General features: G+C 61.7%; 15 protein-coding genes. All 15 read right to left on the bottom strand.

Features of this window, described 5'->3' with window-relative positions; genetic code table 11:
• Nucleotides 1-164 precede the first annotated feature (164 nt).
• Nucleotides 165-1,865, bottom strand: a complete 1,701-nt coding sequence (locus G7047_RS27585; RefSeq protein ID WP_166311489.1) for an MFS transporter — start codon at nt 1,863-1,865, stop codon at nt 165-167.
• A 390-nt stretch (nt 1,866-2,255) separates the two neighbouring features.
• On the bottom strand, nt 2,256-2,399 hold the full coding sequence (locus tag G7047_RS27580) for a hypothetical protein (RefSeq protein WP_166311488.1): 144 nt from the start codon (nt 2,397-2,399) through the stop codon (nt 2,256-2,258).
• Nucleotides 2,396-2,881: a hypothetical protein gene (locus G7047_RS27575; protein ID WP_166311487.1), complete on the bottom strand. Its 486-nt coding sequence runs from the start codon at nt 2,879-2,881 to the stop codon at nt 2,396-2,398. The genes G7047_RS27580 and G7047_RS27575 overlap by 4 nt, the downstream gene beginning before the upstream one ends.
• A gap of 166 nt (nt 2,882-3,047) precedes the next feature.
• Nucleotides 3,048-4,211 carry a hypothetical protein gene (locus G7047_RS27570; RefSeq protein ID WP_166311486.1) on the bottom strand — a complete coding sequence of 388 codons (1,164 nt, stop codon included), beginning with the start codon at nt 4,209-4,211 and terminating at the stop codon, nt 3,048-3,050.
• On the bottom strand, nt 4,142-4,573 hold the full coding sequence (locus G7047_RS27565) for a hypothetical protein (protein ID WP_166311485.1): 432 nt from the start codon (nt 4,571-4,573) through the stop codon (nt 4,142-4,144). The genes G7047_RS27570 and G7047_RS27565 overlap by 70 nt, the downstream gene beginning before the upstream one ends.
• Before the next feature lie 13 nt (nt 4,574-4,586).
• Nucleotides 4,587-6,104, bottom strand: coding sequence for a hypothetical protein (locus G7047_RS27560; protein WP_166311484.1), 1,518 nt, complete (start codon nt 6,102-6,104; stop codon nt 4,587-4,589).
• Nucleotides 6,105-6,231: 127 nt separating this feature from the next.
• Nucleotides 6,232-6,915: a 2-hydroxychromene-2-carboxylate isomerase gene (locus G7047_RS27555; RefSeq protein ID WP_166311483.1), complete on the bottom strand. Its 684-nt coding sequence runs from the start codon at nt 6,913-6,915 to the stop codon at nt 6,232-6,234.
• On the bottom strand, nt 6,912-7,181 hold the full coding sequence (locus G7047_RS27550; protein WP_166311482.1) for a DUF1289 domain-containing protein: 270 nt from the start codon (nt 7,179-7,181) through the stop codon (nt 6,912-6,914). Before G7047_RS27550 ends, G7047_RS27555 begins: the two co-directional genes overlap by 4 nt.
• Nucleotides 7,178-7,684, bottom strand: a complete 507-nt coding sequence (locus tag G7047_RS27545; protein ID WP_166311481.1) for a YbaK/EbsC family protein — start codon at nt 7,682-7,684, stop codon at nt 7,178-7,180. The genes G7047_RS27550 and G7047_RS27545 overlap by 4 nt, the downstream gene beginning before the upstream one ends.
• Before the next feature lie 7 nt (nt 7,685-7,691).
• Nucleotides 7,692-8,612, bottom strand: coding sequence for a hydroxymethylglutaryl-CoA lyase (locus G7047_RS27540; RefSeq protein WP_166311480.1), 921 nt, complete (start codon nt 8,610-8,612; stop codon nt 7,692-7,694).
• Between the two features lie 66 nt (nt 8,613-8,678).
• Nucleotides 8,679-9,611 (bottom strand): glyoxylate/hydroxypyruvate reductase A, encoded by a 933-nt coding sequence (locus G7047_RS27535; protein WP_166311479.1) that lies wholly within the window; start codon nt 9,609-9,611, stop codon nt 8,679-8,681.
• Nucleotides 9,612-10,226: 615 nt separating this feature from the next.
• Nucleotides 10,227-12,239, bottom strand: a complete 2,013-nt coding sequence (locus G7047_RS27530) for an acetyl/propionyl/methylcrotonyl-CoA carboxylase subunit alpha (protein WP_166311478.1) — start codon at nt 12,237-12,239, stop codon at nt 10,227-10,229.
• Between the two features lie 2 nt (nt 12,240-12,241).
• Nucleotides 12,242-12,964, bottom strand: a complete 723-nt coding sequence (locus G7047_RS27525; RefSeq protein WP_166311477.1) for a DUF4126 domain-containing protein — start codon at nt 12,962-12,964, stop codon at nt 12,242-12,244.
• 30 nt (nt 12,965-12,994) lie between these two features.
• Nucleotides 12,995-13,780 (bottom strand): enoyl-CoA hydratase/isomerase family protein, encoded by a 786-nt coding sequence (locus G7047_RS27520; RefSeq protein ID WP_166311476.1) that lies wholly within the window; start codon nt 13,778-13,780, stop codon nt 12,995-12,997.
• Between the two features lie 23 nt (nt 13,781-13,803).
• On the bottom strand, nt 13,804-15,411 hold the full coding sequence (locus G7047_RS27515; RefSeq protein ID WP_166311475.1) for a carboxyl transferase domain-containing protein: 1,608 nt from the start codon (nt 15,409-15,411) through the stop codon (nt 13,804-13,806).
• Nucleotides 15,412-15,415 lie beyond the last annotated feature (4 nt).

Genomic DNA, 15,415 nt, shown 5'->3' with positions numbered 1-15,415 from the left:
TGGATTGTGTAGAAACGTTATTCAGTGCGCTGATTCTAGAGATAACTACTTGTCTAACATACTAAAAAGTCATTCCAGAGACTTCAAATGATGTATTGCCGCCACACTTTGCAATGTGGCGGCAATTGTCAACTGTTACCTCTTAACGGAATACCGCAAGAAAGTCAGTCGTTGGCGTAGATATCCACGTCCTTGGTTTCGCGAATGAACAACGTGCCGATGATGAACGTCATGCCGGCAATCACGATCGGGTACCAGAGGCCGTTGTACATGTTGCCGGTGGAGGCCACGATGGCAAACGCAGTGGTGGGCAGCAGGCCACCGAACCAGCCATTGCCGATGTGATAAGGCAGAGACATCGAGGTGTAGCGGATGCGGGTCGGGAACATTTCCACCAGCATGGCAGCGATCGGGCCGTAGACCATGGTCACCAGCAGCACCAGATAGGTCAGGATGACAATCATCATCAGCTTGTTCATCTTGGCGGGATCCGCCTTGGTCGGGTAACCGGCCAATTTCAGGTCTTCAGCCACTTCCTTCTTGAATGCGGCAATGGACTTGACGGTCGCTTCGTCGAACTTCTGGTTGACCACGGTACCTTCAGGCGCAGCCACCGTCTTGTCGCCGATCTTCACGACGGCTGGCGAACCTGCAGGACCCACAGCGTTCTCATAGCTCACCGAACTCGCGACCAGAAAGCGCTTGGCGATGTCGCACGAGCTCTTGAAGTCGATTTCGCGAGCGACCGGGTTGCCCTGGAACGAGCAGGTTGCTGGGTCAGCCGTCACGACAATGCCTGCAGTGGCTTGGGCGCGGGCCAGATCCGGGTTGGCAGCAGCTGTCAGCGCCTTGAACACCGGGAAGTAGGTCAGCACGGCCAGCAGACAGCCGATCATGATGATGGGCTTGCGGCCAATCTTGTCGGACAGCGTACCGAAGATCACGAAGAACGGAGTACCGATCAGCAGTGCGGCTGCGATCATCAAGTTGGCGGTGATCGCATCGACCTTGAGCTGTTGCGTCAGGAAGAACAGCGAGTAGAACTGGCCTGTGTACCAGACCACGGCCTGACCGGCGGTGAGGCCGAACAGCGCCAGAATCACGACCTTCAGGTTCTTCCATTGACCGAAGGATTCAGCCAGAGGTGCCTTGGAGGTCTTGCCTTCTGCCTTCATGCGTTGGAACGCTGGCGATTCGGACAGCGACAGACGGATCCACACCGAAATGCCCAGAAGCAGGATGGAGACCATGAACGGAACGCGCCAGCCCCAGTCATTGAAGGCTTCTTCGCCCAATGCGGTACGTGTACCCAGAATCACCAACAACGACAGGAACAGACCCAGCGTGGCAGTGGTCTGAATCCACGAAGTGTAGGCACCACGAGCGCCATGAGGAGCGTGCTCGGCCACATAGGTGGCTGCACCGCCGTACTCACCGCCCAGCGCCAGACCCTGCAGCATGCGCAATGCGACCAGGATGATCGGGGCCGCCACGCCGATGCTGGCGTAAGTAGGCAGGATACCGACGATGAACGTCGAGATACCCATGATCAGGATCGTCACCAGGAAGGTGTACTTACGACCAATCATGTCGCCCAAACGGCCGAACACGATGGCGCCGAACGGACGCACCAGGAAGCCCGCAGCAAACGCCAGCAGCGCGAAGATGAACGCGGAGCCCGCATCCAGACCGCTGAAGAACTGCTTGGCAATGATGGCCGCCAGCGAACCGTACAGATAGAAGTCGTACCACTCGAAAACGGTGCCTAGCGAAGAAGCGAAGATGACCTTCTTTTCTTCACCGGTCATGGGCCGTGGCGCGGCCACTGTGCCGGAACCCGGCCGGGTCGGTGCACTGCTGCTCATATTTGCTGTCTCCTGTCGTTGGAAAATTGAAATCGAACCCTCTGCTCGTTTGGCAGGTGAGCGCAATATCCCTTCGCCATCTTTCCGAAAGCTGACAGCCAAAACAGCACGCCCGACGCAGCGCTTACGGTGATCTGACAAACCCGGTAGCAACCCTTGAATGACATTTCTCCATTTGAAATTTGAGCGGTTTTGTCACGCAAAAATCAGTTGGAAATGGAATTTCGAGCCTGTTTGAGACCATCAGACGCAGGGGAAATCCCTCGCTAGGACAAACCCGTGATTCGTCTTGGTACCGACAAAATCGCCTGCGCCGAAATGAATCAGGGCAGGAAATGCGTTGCACTTCCCGCCCTGCTGAATACCTTGATTTGCGATCTCGTGTCTTCGTCAGTCCCTGAACAGCCGATGCGGCCAGCTCACGCTGAAATTGCCAGCCGTGCCGGGGGATACATTGGGGTTGAAGGCGCGGACAAACGCCTGCCCTACCAGTGGCATGCCGTTGCCTTGCCCGCCCCATATCTTTACCTTCATCCAACCGTCGGGCACCAATACAGCCCAATCGCCCCCTCTGCCTTCATCGGGATGTAGTGCCCCAACCGAAGAGTTGAACGGGCTATAAACATTGCGCAGAGTGACTGCATCGCACAAAAAGTTGATGCGATAGTCGTGAGAAAGGATAGACCTGCCCCGTTCTGACTCACATTAGCCGTCCACATGTCTCCCGGCGCGAGAAACACCTGAAAGTCGAACAGCGTGTCCGCATTGCGCGCGCTGCGAAAACGCAGCTTGACCGCCTTGCCGTTGACCTCGTCCATGTTGATCAGCGACAGCAGCATCGCGTTGCCGCTCTGCGTGGTGAAGTACGGAACGATCAGGAAATGCCCCACGCCCGACTCGCTGATTTGCAACCCGTTTGCCATCGCGCCTTCGAGCTTGACCACAGCCTGCGCGTCCATCCCGCTCCATGCGCAAACCGTCGCAACGGCCAACGCGAAAATGCTCTTTTTCATCATGAGTGCTCCCTCGATTTTTTCATGAAGCGCTCTACAAAAACGCCTTGATGAAAGTATCGGGAAACACTTGTCACACCATTTCGCCGCTCGTCATGGATTTCGACACTAGTCGTCGGAATTGCGTGAACACTCGCAAGACAGTCCTGCCTCCAAGAGTTTGGTCAACCTATTTTTTGAGCAATCGATGTGGCCAGCTCACACCGAAATTGCCCGCCACGCCAGGCGCGACTGCGGGGTTGAAGGCCTTGACGAACGCATGGCCGATGACAGGAATTCCGACGCCCGTCGAACCGGGAACGTTGATCCGGGCCCAGCCGTCGGCCGGCCCCCGTGTATCGAAATGATTGAGGGCAATGCGGGACGACAGGACATTGGACGCGACCGATTCAGTGTTGTTGAAACTCAGCATGCTGGTCGCACCGCAAAGCACTTGGGGTGGGTACGGAGAAGGCGTTCCTATGACGACATCATCCGGCCCGACCCCGGTCCCGCCCTCGCGATCGCGGGGATAGGGCTGAGGATTGGTGAAGCAACGCGCATCACCGTTGCTGAACATGTTCTTCGACGCAAAGTGCGAATTCACGGCCGTGTTGTACACCGTCGCCTTGCCCGGGTCCGCCTCCTGGTAGTTCACGCCCAAGGCAAAACGGCGCGTCGGCATCGAGAACAACCAATCGGTCTCTGCGTGGATCAGCTCGGTGGTCCAGAATTCATTGACCACGGCTTCCACAGCGAGCGCGTCGGCAATGGCTGCGACCTGCTTGCCCGGGCTGTCCATGCCAACGACATACGGCGTGGACAGGTCGGGCAAATCGTTCGGCGCGGGGCGAATAGCGGGTGTGGTGCCTCCAAACAACGGATCGGCGGAATACGCGCTCAGGTCGGCATCCGTGGCCCCTGCGCTTCCCGTCTGCGAGAAATAGACGATGTTGCCTTTGGCCGGAGTGCCGTTCTTGCGCGCCTCCAGCGCCATCGCGGCGCCGCTCCAGGACAGCGCCTTAGGCACATTGATGAGCGTCCAGTTCGCGGTGAGGCCGGTGGTCGGCGGCGCGAGACCCAACGCGGTGGCCGTTGCTGCATCAGGAGAGGCCGGGCGATTCAGCGTGCTCCACGAGAGGTTGGAATCCTTGTCCGCGCACTGCGCCCTGCCGTTCTTCATATCGATCAAGGGATAGACTCCCGACGTGCTGCGCGGCAGGTCAGCCATGTTGATGATCTCGACATATCCCTCACGCGTGCCGTTTGCCCGCTCCGCGTCGGTCAGATTCGGGTCAGCCGCGAGGTCAGAAACGGTGTCGAATTCACCAGCGCCATCGACGGCTTGGTGCACGATTGGTCCTCCGTCGTTAGATAGGACAGTCCGTCCGCGTTCTTGCTCACATTGGCAGTCCACATGTCGCCGGGCGCGAGAAACACCTGGAAATCGAACACGCTATCCGCATTGCGCGCGCCACGGAACCTCAGCTTGACGAGCTTGCCGTTCACCTCGTCTGAATTGATCAGCGAGAACAGCAAGGCATTGCCGTCCTGCGTGCTGAAGTAGGGAACGATCAGCATATGGCCCGCGCCCGACGCGTTGGTCACCAACCGGACGGCGTCCGCTCCGCCGGGCGTGCCGATGGCCTGCGCGCCGCCATTGAGACCAATGAACAGCGCGGCTCCGACGAGCACTGAAAGGTGCGGGTGCATCACGCGCACCTTTCCATCACTTGGGGCTTTGTACATATCGATGCGGCCAGATCACGCTGAAATGTCCGGCCACACCGGCGCTCACCGCTGGGTTGTAGGCGCGCACGAATGCCGAACCGATAAGCGGAAGCCCTGCACGCTCGTCCTTGCGCGTCACGTAGTGCAAACGCCCGTTGGTGTATCCGGTGTCGACATCATCGACAGCTACCGTTGCGCCCAAGGCCGCGGTGGGTGATTGCGCTGCCTGGTTGAACGTCAGCACCGACGCCGCGCCACAAGTTGCCGGTGGCTGATAGGGTGCCCCCGGAATAACCACATCACCGGGAGAACTCGGTGAGTTCGATTCCCGGTCTCTGATCTTCACATCGCTTGCGGCCACACAGGCTGCGTCGCTCTTGAGCGTCGTATTGCCGCTGATGTAGTGCGCCGACACGTCGGGGTTGAATATGAGTGAAGCCGCTGTACCGGCTCCGTAGTTGATGCCCACAGCAAAGCGTCTGGTCGGCGCAATCAAAGTCCACTCGGTATCGGCATAGATACTGGGCTCTGTCCAGAACTCATTGAACACGCTGTCCCCAGACCACGTGGCCGCAATCGCACTGGCCTGCACTGCAGGACTGGAGGCCGTCGCGACATAAGGCGTGGACAGGTCCGGCAGATCGCTCATGGTCGCAGTCACAAAGGGTGATGTACCGGCAAACAAGGGGTCCGCAGAAAGTGCGGAGGCGCGCAGCGCGGGCTGGCTGGTCTGTGGCGAATAGGCCAGGTGTCCCTTGCCCGAGGTTCCGGCTTCGTTGACAGCTTCCAACGCCACCGCCGCGCCGCTCCACGACAGAGCGGACGGCACGTTCATGATGGTCCAGTTCGCGGTGATGCCGGTGGTCGGAGCCGTCAGCCCCAGAGCCGCATAGTCGGCCACCGTGCTGCGGTCCGTATCCAGAGCGGTCCATGCAGCATTCGCCGGGTCGGAGTGGCAGGCCGGAAGCCTTCCCTCGCTCTGCTTGACGAGCGGAAACACCCCGACGGTCGCCGGCGGAATGTCGGCCATGGTGATCATTTCGATATAGCCCTCACGCGTCTGTTCAGCACGCGCAGGAGCGGACACATGCGGGCTCAACCGCGCCACGGAGAACGGCGTCGCATTGATGGTCGTCCGGGTCGGTTTGGTGCAGCTGTTGTCTTCGGTCGTGAGGAAGGAAACGCCTGCGGCGTTCCGGCTCACATTGACGGTCCACATATCACCCGGTGCCAAAAAGACCTGCAGGTCGTACACACTGTCGGCGTTGAGCGCGCCACGAAAACGCAGTTTCACGGCCTTGCCGTTCACCTCGTCGGTGTTGATGAGCGACAGCAGCGTGGCGTTCCCGCCTTGCGTGCTGTAGTAAGGCACGACCAGCATGTGACCGACACCGGACTCACCCGGAATCAACCGGTCAGCGGTGGCACCGCCGGGCGTTTCGACGGCGATCGCACCGCCACAGACAAGACTTGCGGCAAGGGACAACGCGGTCCGCATCAGGGTTTCTTTTCGCATGCAGCCTCCTCAAGGTCAGTACAGGCACGCCTGCAGTTTCGCCTGCGTATGGAATGGAAAATATTATTGACCACATCATGTCTTCGCCACCGAAATTACAGCTGCGAAGGGGGAAAAGACGACATCGTCAGACTAAAGTCAAGCCCGACTGCACCTTCGTCACCCCATCCCACTCCCCGCTCTCAAACCACGCATCCCCATCCAGATACGCACGCAGCATAGGCAAGCCATCGAGCCCCCAGAACAGCTTGCTGTCGACCTCGAACATCGGCACGCCGAACACGCCGAGGGCGTTGGCCTCGTCGGTGTTGGTGCGCAGAAATGCCTTGGCCTGGTCTTCTGAATCGGGGCGAATCTGCTTGGAGAGTTGTGTTTTCAATTCGGCGATGCGCGCAGAGTCAGAAGCGTCGTGGCCGCCAAGCCAGACATGGCGAAAAATCGCGTCAGCGGTAAAGCGGTTGATGCAACCATCGTCGCTGCACGACAGCGCGAGGCGCAGCAGCGGCAGCGGGTTGAACGGGTGCTGCGCGGGCATCGTGAGGCCGCAGCCCTGCGCGTGGCCGAGCCAAGTAGCGTGGCGGTAGGTCCATTCACGCTTGGGGGCGATGCCGGCAGGCCCCGGGTTGGCATGTTGCTTGAGCAGCGCACCGAGCAACACGGGCTTGTAGCGCAGTTGGTAGTTCAGGCCCTCAAGCGTGCGCGGTGCCTGATCGAACGCGAGCCACGCGTAGGGCGAGACGAAATCCAGCCAGCAGGTGATGTGCTTCGTCGTCGCTGTCTTTGTCGCTGTCGTCGTGGCAGTCGTGGTCATGCGATGGCTTTCGGTTGTTCGATGTCAGCACGTTCAAGTGCGGCGAACCAGATGGTGCGACGCGTGGCCGCGTCGGCCTTGGACCATTGGCGGATCTCGTCGATGGTGCGAAAACACCCTTGACAGTGGCTGCGGTCGGCGGTCATGCGACAGACATTCACGCAGGGCGAATCGACGATGCCGTCATAGGCCTCGGAGAAATGCCCGATGGCCGCGACATCCTGCGCACGCGCTTCGAGCAAGAGGTTGTCCACGATGTCGCTCATGCCTGCTGCTCCACTTTCACCACATCCGCGACCGGCGCGCCGGTGAGTTTTTCAAGATCATGTGGGGCGAGTTGGAACACCCCATTGGGGTGCCCTGCCGCCGCCCAGATCACGTCGAAGCGGAACAGCTCGCGGTCGATCAGCGTGACCGGCTTGTTCGCATGCGCGACGGGCGACACGCCGCCGATGGTGAAGCCCGTCTTGGCCTTCACGAAATCGGCGTCAGCGCGGCCGGTCTTGCCGACGATGGCGTCAACCTTTTTCTCATCGACACGGCGGTCTCCCGAGGTGATCACCAGCACCGCCGCATCGTCGCTCTTGCGGCGGAAGATGATGCTCTTGGCGATCTGACCGACGGTGATGCCGAGCGCGTCAGCCGCTTCCTGCGCGGTGCGCGCGGAGTTGTCGAGCATGACCGGCCCATGTGCATGGCCCTTGGATTGCAGCACCTCGGCCACGCGGCGCACGCCTTCGGGCAACGGTTGAAGTTCAGATCCGCACATGGCGCGATCAACCCGCGCGCTTGTTGAGGATAGCGGTGGCCACGCGCGAGTTCGGCTTGCGGCCGAGGAAATCGCTGATGAACTTGCCCGCATCGACCAGCTTGTCGAGATCGATGCCGGTGTCGATGCCCATGCCCTGCAGCAGATAAACCACGTCCTCGGTCGAGACATTGCCAGTTGCGCCCTTGGCATAAGGGCAACCGCCGAGACCCGCGACGGACGACTGGTAGTTCCACACACCCATCTCAAGCGCCGCCAGCGTGTTGGAGAGCGCCTGACCGTAGGTGTCATGAAAATGGCCCGATACCGCGTCAAGGTCGAAATGCTGCAGCGTGGCCTCGATGGCGGCCTGCACCTTGCGCGGCGTGCCCACGCCGATGGTGTCGGCCACGTCGACGCGCTGCACGCCGATGTTCTTCATCAGGCGCGCTAGCTCGCCGACCTTGGCGGGCGCGATCTCACCTTCATACGGGCAGCCCACGGTACAGCTCATCGCGCCGCGCACCTTGATGCCAGCGGCAAGCGCCGCCTCGACCACGGGCGCAAAGCGCTCGATGCTCTCGGCAATGGAGCAGTTGATGTTCTTCTGGCTGAAGGCCTCGCTCGCCGCGCCGAACACGACGATCTCGTCGGGCTTGGACGCCACGGACGATTCAAAACCCTTCATGTTGGGCGTGAGCACCGAATACAGCACGCCGGACTGGCGCTGAATGCCCGCCATCACTTCAACGTTGTCGCCCATCTGCGGCACCCACTTGGGGCTCACGTAGCTGGTGACTTCGATTTCCTTGACGCCAGCATCCTGCAGGCGGTGCACGAGCTCGATCTTGACCTCGGCGGGCACCGGTGTTTTTTCGTTCTGCAGGCCGTCGCGCGGGCCCACGTCGATGAGTTTCACGCGGCTGGGGATGAGGGAGGACAGTGCCATGATGTGGGTTCCTTTTCGCTTTCTTTATCTCGTGTTTTCAGTGTTCAACGTTTGGTGCCAACTCGTTCAGTAGCCACGCGACAGATCGACCAGCCCGGCCACCGTGTCGCCACGATCAAAAGCCATGATCTTGCGCGCGATCTGCGCGACGCTTTCCTCGCGCATGGTATTGGCGGAGGAATGCGGTGAGATGGTGATTTTCGGATGTTTCCAGAACGGATGCGCGGCGGGCAGCGGTTCGGTCTTGAACACATCGAGCGTCGCGCCCGCCACATGGCCGCTGGCGATCTGCTCGAGCAGGTCATCTTCGACCAGATGCGCGCCGCGCGCCACGTTGATCACATAGGCCTTGGGCAGCAATTGCGACAGCGTTTCGCGATTGATGATGTCGGTGGTTTCGGGTGTGAGCGGCAGCAGGTTGACGAGCACGCGCGTCGATGCCAGAAAATCCCTGAAGCCTTGGTCTTTGACATCGCCGCTGAAGGTGCGCACGCCGTCGATCTGCTTGGGCGTGCGGCTCCAGCCGTTGACCGGAAAATCAAACTGCGTGATCGTGCGAGCCACCCGCTCGCCGAGCACGCCGAGCCCCATTACGCCGACCGGGAAATCGGTGCGCAGCTGGGTGCGGTTCATCTTCCACTCGCCCGCCTGTTGCTGCGCGGCGTAGCGGTCCAGTTCGCGGAAATGGCGGATCAGCGCGTGGCTCACATACTCGGCCATCTGCACGGCCATGCCGCCGTCGTCGATGCGGATCAGGGGCAGGCTGCTTGGCCAGTTCAGTTTGAGCAGCGCGTCCACGCCTGCACCCAGATTGAAGAAGCCTTTGAGGCGGGGCTTTTGCTCGTCCAGGAGTTGCTGAGGGGGTTGCCAGGCGATGGCGTAGTCGGCCTGGGGGGCACCGGGGTGCCACTCGGTGATGTCGGCCTGCGGCAGGGCGGCGCGCAGGTCTTTCAGCCACTGGTCAGTGGGGGAATTCTTGAAGTAGAACGTGATCCGCATGAAGTGGAGGGTAACGGCTTTTGGGGCTTGCTTTTTCTTGCGCTTACTGGAGAGGTTGGGGGTGAAGGGGTATTTTCAAATTCGGTTGTGTCGTTGCTTACGGAGGCCGGGACTGCCCCCGGCGGGGCAGTAACTTTTTGGTCTTGTCCAAAAAGTCACCAAAAATGCGCTTTGAATACCTCCGGCAGAACTCACTGCGCTCCTGCGTCGCTCCGTTCGGACAACCGCCGGAAGTCAGTTAGGAAGAGGTGTGTACGGCACATCGCTGCGCTCGTGCCGCGGGCGTTTTTGGAGTTGGGTTGGGCGCAAATGCCCACTCCTCTTTTGAACGAAGTGGATCCAACGATCAAATCAAAAACACACACCACGCTAGCGCACCAACATCTCGCGAAGTCGCGAGATGCACGGCACGAGCGAAGCGAAGCGACGTGCCGAACACACCTCTTAGTTAAACACTGACTCGCGGCGGTTGCCCGAGCGGCGCGCGAAGCGCAAAGCAAGTTCTGCCGCGGGTATTGAAAAGCGCGTTTTGGGTTACCTTTTGCGCGCAAGCAAAAGGTGACTCCGCCGCCGGGCGGAACTCCCGGCCTCTGCCCTCAAACAAAACAACTTTCCTCAAGCCACCTGCAGTTTAAGCAGCTCAGCCCCCTCTGTAACCTGGTCGCCTGGCGCATAAAGCAGCTCGACAACAACCCCATCAGCAGGAGCAGCAATGGTGTGCTCCATCTTCATCGCCTCCATCACCGCAAGGGCCTGCCCCTTGGTGACCTTGTCGCCAGCCTTCACGGCAAAGGAAACGACCTTGCCAGGCATAGGCGCAGTGAGCCGCCCGCCTTCGGAGTGAGCATCGCCCGCGTGAGCGAGCGGATCCACCACGTCAATACGCGTCGCACCTGCGGGCGTGAAGACATGCGCCGTGTCGCCCTGCATGTAGACACGCGAACGAGCACGTTTGTCGCCCAACTGCAGGTTGAGCACCCCGTCTTCGCGACGCTCGAATCGCAGGGGTGCAGTAGCCAGTTGCTGCTCGCCATCACGTATGTCGAGCACGTACTGACCCGCCACGAGGTAGGACAGCGATGCGGTGATCGGGCGGCCCGCGTAGTCGAAGTCGAAGGGGCGCTGCAGCACTCCGAGCGAGCGCCAGCCGTCGCGGTGGCTGAAGGGGTCTGCGGTCTGCGCGTCGGTTTCGGTCAGCAGCACATTGGCGACCACGGCCGCCACGGCCAGCGGGATGCCGACGGTTTCCTGTTTGAACAGCACGGCCTCTTCACGCGGGATGAGTGCGGTGTCGAGGTTGGCATTCGCGAACGAGGGGCTGCGGGCCACCAGGCGCAGGAACTGCACGTTGGTGTTGAGGCCGACGATGTGGGTCTGCGCAAGCGCCGCGTCGAGGCGCGCGAGGGCTTGCTCGCGGGTGTCGCCGTGGACGATGAGCTTGGCGATCATCGAGTCGTAGAACGGGCTGATCGCATCGCCCTCGCGCACGCCGTCGTCGATGCGCACGTCGCCGCGCGAAAAGCTCACGCAGTTCGGCTTGCGGTAGACATTGAGCGATCCTGTCGCGGGCAGGAAATTGTTGTCGGGATTCTCGGCGCAGATGCGGGCCTCGATGGCGTGGCCGATGATCTTGAGTTCGCCCTGCTGCTTGGGCAGCTTCTCGCCGGAGGCCACGCGCAGTTGCCATTCGACGAGGTCTTCGCCGGTGATGGCTTCGGTGACCGGATGCTCTACCTGCAGGCGGGTGTTCATCTCCATGAAGAAGAAGTTCATCTCGCCGCCTTCGCGCTGCTCGACGATGAATTCCACCGTGCCCGCGCCGACGTAATTCACGGCGCGCGCGGCGGCAACGGCGGCGTCGCCCATCTGCTGGCGCATGGCCTCAGTCATGCCGGGGGCGGGGGCTTCTTCCAGCACCTTCTGATGACGGCGCTGCACCGAGCAGTCGCGCTCGAACAGGTAGACGTAGTTGCCGTGCGTGTCGCCGAACACCTGAATTTCGATATGGCGCGGGCGCTGCACGTATTTCTCGATCAGCACCGCATCATCGCCAAAGCTGTTGATGGCCTCGCGCTTGCAGCTTGCGAGCGCGTCGGCGAAACCTGCTGCCGAATCAACCGCGCGCATGCCCTTGCCGCCACCGCCCGCGCTGGCCTTGATGAGTACCGGATAACCGATGCGGTCCGCCTCGCGCTGCAGCAGCGCCGGATCCTGATCGGAGCCGTGATAACCAGGCACCAGCGGCACGCCGGCCTTTTCCATGAGCTGCTTGGATTCGGCTTTCAAACCCATCGCCTGGATGGCCGATGGTGGCGGGCCGATGAAGACCAGACCCGCCTTGGCGCAGGCCTGTGCGAATTCCTCGTTTTCCGACAAAAAGCCGTAGCCCGGATGCACGGCCTGTGCGCCCGTGGCCTTGGCGGCCTCGATGATGCGTTCCCAGCGCAGATAGCTGTCCTTGGGCGCGCTGCCGCCGATGTGCACGGACTCATCGCACGAGGCCACATGCTTGGCGTTGGCATCCGCGTCGGAATAGACGGCCACGGTCTTCACGCCCATGCGGCGTGCGGTGGCGGCCACGCGGCAAGCGATCTCGCCCCGGTTAGCAATCAAAATCTTGTTGAACATACTCAAACCACCTTCCTCTCGGAATCGGAAAACGAACCAGACAAGCGACGCCACACGGCGCGCAGAAATTTGAACAGCACGACGAGCACGATCACCGACAGGATGATCGCGATCACCAGTGCGACGCCGAAGGCCACCGGGTGCTGCGTGGCGAGCCACACTGTGGCGACGACGAGGCCGTCCTCAAGAAACGACAGCCCCCAGTTGGAGAACGGCTCGGGCGAGGTGTTGGCCGCCGCGCGCGTGGTCATCTTGGTGGCGAGCGAGGTCGCGGACAGCGTGCCGCCAAGCAGCCCTGCCGCCACCGCCATCGATGCGTTGTCGGCACCGAAGACGCCCGCCGCCAGCATCGCGCCTGCGGGCACGCGGATGAAGGCATTGATCGAATCCCAGAGGCTGTCGAACCACGGAATCTTGTCGGCGCAGAACTCCACGAGCAGCATGAAACCGCTCACCGCCAGCACCACCGGGTTCTGCAGCACGGACAGCCCCGCAGGCAGCGGAAACCATCCAGCCGCACCCATCGCACCCACCAGAAACACCACGGCATAGAGACGGAATCCGCTGGCCCAGCCCAGCGCTGCGGCGAGCGCCATCATGCTGGTCATGTCGAGCTTGTCGGTCACGTGCCTGGCCCCTTCGGCCACATCGCGCACCGTATTGCCATCCACATGCATGCCGACCGAATGCAGCCATTGCACGATTTGGAGCCAGATTGCGTCCATAGCGTTGCGTGTCTCCGTTGAAACGCCGGATCAACCGGGCAGCCACGAGGGCTTGCGCTTGGCCAGGAACGACTGCACGCCTTCGCGGCCCTCTTCGCTCGAACGGATGTCGGCAATGCCTTCCACCGTCTGTGCAATGAGCGCGGCGTTGATCTCGCGCTCGGCCACGTCCTGCACCAGCTTCTTGGCGGCGCGCACGGCGTTCGGGCTTGCGGAGAGCAGGTTCTTCAGAATGCCGTCCACCTTCGCGTCCAGATCATCCACATGCACGACCTCGTGCACAAAGCCGATGCGCAGCGCCTCGGCCGCGTTGAAGCGCTCGGCCGTCAAAAAGTAGCGGTGCGCTGCACGTGCGCCCATCGCGCGAATCACGTACGGGCTGATGGTCGCGGGGATCAGGCCGATCTTGGTTTCGCTCAGGCAGTAGTGCACATGGTCGGCGGAGACCGCGATGTCGCAGCACGCCACCAGCCCTACGCCGCCCGCATACACATCACCCTGCACGCGCGCAATGGTGGGCTTCGGGCATTCGTAGATCACGCGCAGCATCTCGGCAAGCAGGCCCGCGTCCTGGATGTTTTCCTCGCGGGTGTAGTCCGCCATGCGGCGCATCCAGTTAAGGTTGGCACCCGCGCAGAAGGCCGGGCCCTCGGCCGCGAGCACGATGACGCGCACGTCGGGGCGATCCCCCGCCGTGCGGAAGGCCTGCGTGATCTCGGCGATCACCTCGTCGCTGAAGGCGTTGCGGATTTCCGGCTGCGTGAGCGTGATCGTTGCGACCGCTCCTTCAACCGTCAGAGTCAATGCTTGGCTCATTTGTTTGTCTCCCGGTGAATCCATTACATGCGGAACACACCGAACTTGGTGTCTTCGATCGGCGCATTGCGCGTGGCCGCGAGGCCCAGCGCCAGTACGCGGCGGGTGTCGGCGGGGTCGATCACGCCGTCGTCCCACAGGCGCGCGGTGGCGAAGTACGGGTGGCCCTGTTCTTCGTACTGCTTGCGGATCGGGTTCTTGAACGCGTCTTCCTCTTCCGCGCTCCAGCTGCCGCCCTTGGCTTCGATGCCGTCGCGCTTGACGGTCGCGAGCACGCTCGCTGCCTGCTCGCCGCCCATCACGCTGATGCGCGCGTTTGGCCACATCCAGAGAAAACGCGGCGAATACGCACGGCCACACATGCCGTAGTTGCCCGCGCCGAAGCTGCCTCCGATGATGATGGTGAACTTCGGAACACTCGCCGTGGCCACCGCCGTCACCAGCTTGGCGCCGTGGCGTGCAATGCCTTCATTCTCGTACTTGCGCCCGACCATGAAGCCGGTGATGTTCTGCAGGAACACCAGCGGAATCTTTCGTTGGCAGCACAGCTCGATGAAGTGCGCGCCCTTCACTGCCGACTCGCTGAACAGAATGCCGTTGTTGGCGATGATGCCGACCTGCATGCCTTCGATGCGCGCGAAGCCGCAGACCAGCGTGCTGCCAAAGCGCGCCTTGAACTCGTCGAACTCGCTGCCGTCCACCACGCGGGCGATGATCTCGCGCACGTCAAACGGTTTGCGCGTGTCCACCGGAATCACGCCGTACAGCTCCTTCGAATCGAACAGCGGCGCGCGCGGGGCGTGGTCGCCCGCGTTCGGCTCCTTGTTCTTGTTGAGGTTGCCCGCGATCTGGCGGGCCAGCGCCAGCGCGTGCAGGTCGTTCTCGGCCAAGTGATCGGCCACGCCCGACAGGCGCGTGTGCACGTCACCACCGCCGAGGTCTTCGGCACTCACCACTTCTCCGGTCGCTGCCTTCACCAAAGGAGGGCCACCGAGGAAAATCGTGCCTTGGTTCTTCACAATGATGGACTCGTCGCTCATCGCCGGCACATACGCGCCGCCCGCCGTGCACGAGCCCATGACCACGGCGATCTGCGAGATGCCCTGGGCGCTCATGTTGGCCTGATTGAAGAAGATGCGACCAAAGTGCTCGCGGTCGGGGAACACGTCATCCTGATTGGGCAGGTTGGCGCCGCCCGAGTCGACCAGATAGACGCAGGGCAGGCGGTTCTGCTGCGCCACTTCCTGCGCGCGCAGATGCTTCTTCACCGTCATCGGATAGTAGGTACCGCCCTTCACCGTCGCGTCGTTGCAGACGATCATGCAGTCCACGCCGTTGACGCGGCCAATGCCGGTGATCACGCCCGCGCCGGGTGCGTCGTTGTTGTACATGTTGAGTGCCGCCAGCGGCGAGAGCTCCAGAAACGGCGTGCCCGGATCGAGCAGGCGCTGCACGCGCTCGCGCGGCAGCAGCTTGCCGCGCGACACATGCTTGGCGCGTGCGGCCTCGCCGCCGCCCAGCGCGACCCGCTCGGTCTGCGCGCGCAGATCGTCGACCACGGCCTGCATGGCCTGCGCGTTGGACTGGAAGTCCGCTGACCGCGCATTGAGTTGCGTTCCAAGAATGCTCATCGTT

Source organism: Diaphorobacter sp. HDW4A, assembly GCF_011305995.1.
GTDB lineage: Bacteria > Pseudomonadota > Gammaproteobacteria > Burkholderiales > Burkholderiaceae_C > Diaphorobacter_A.
The sequence above is the reverse complement of the archived record's forward strand: the minus strand, read 5'-3'. Positions and strand labels throughout refer to the sequence as shown.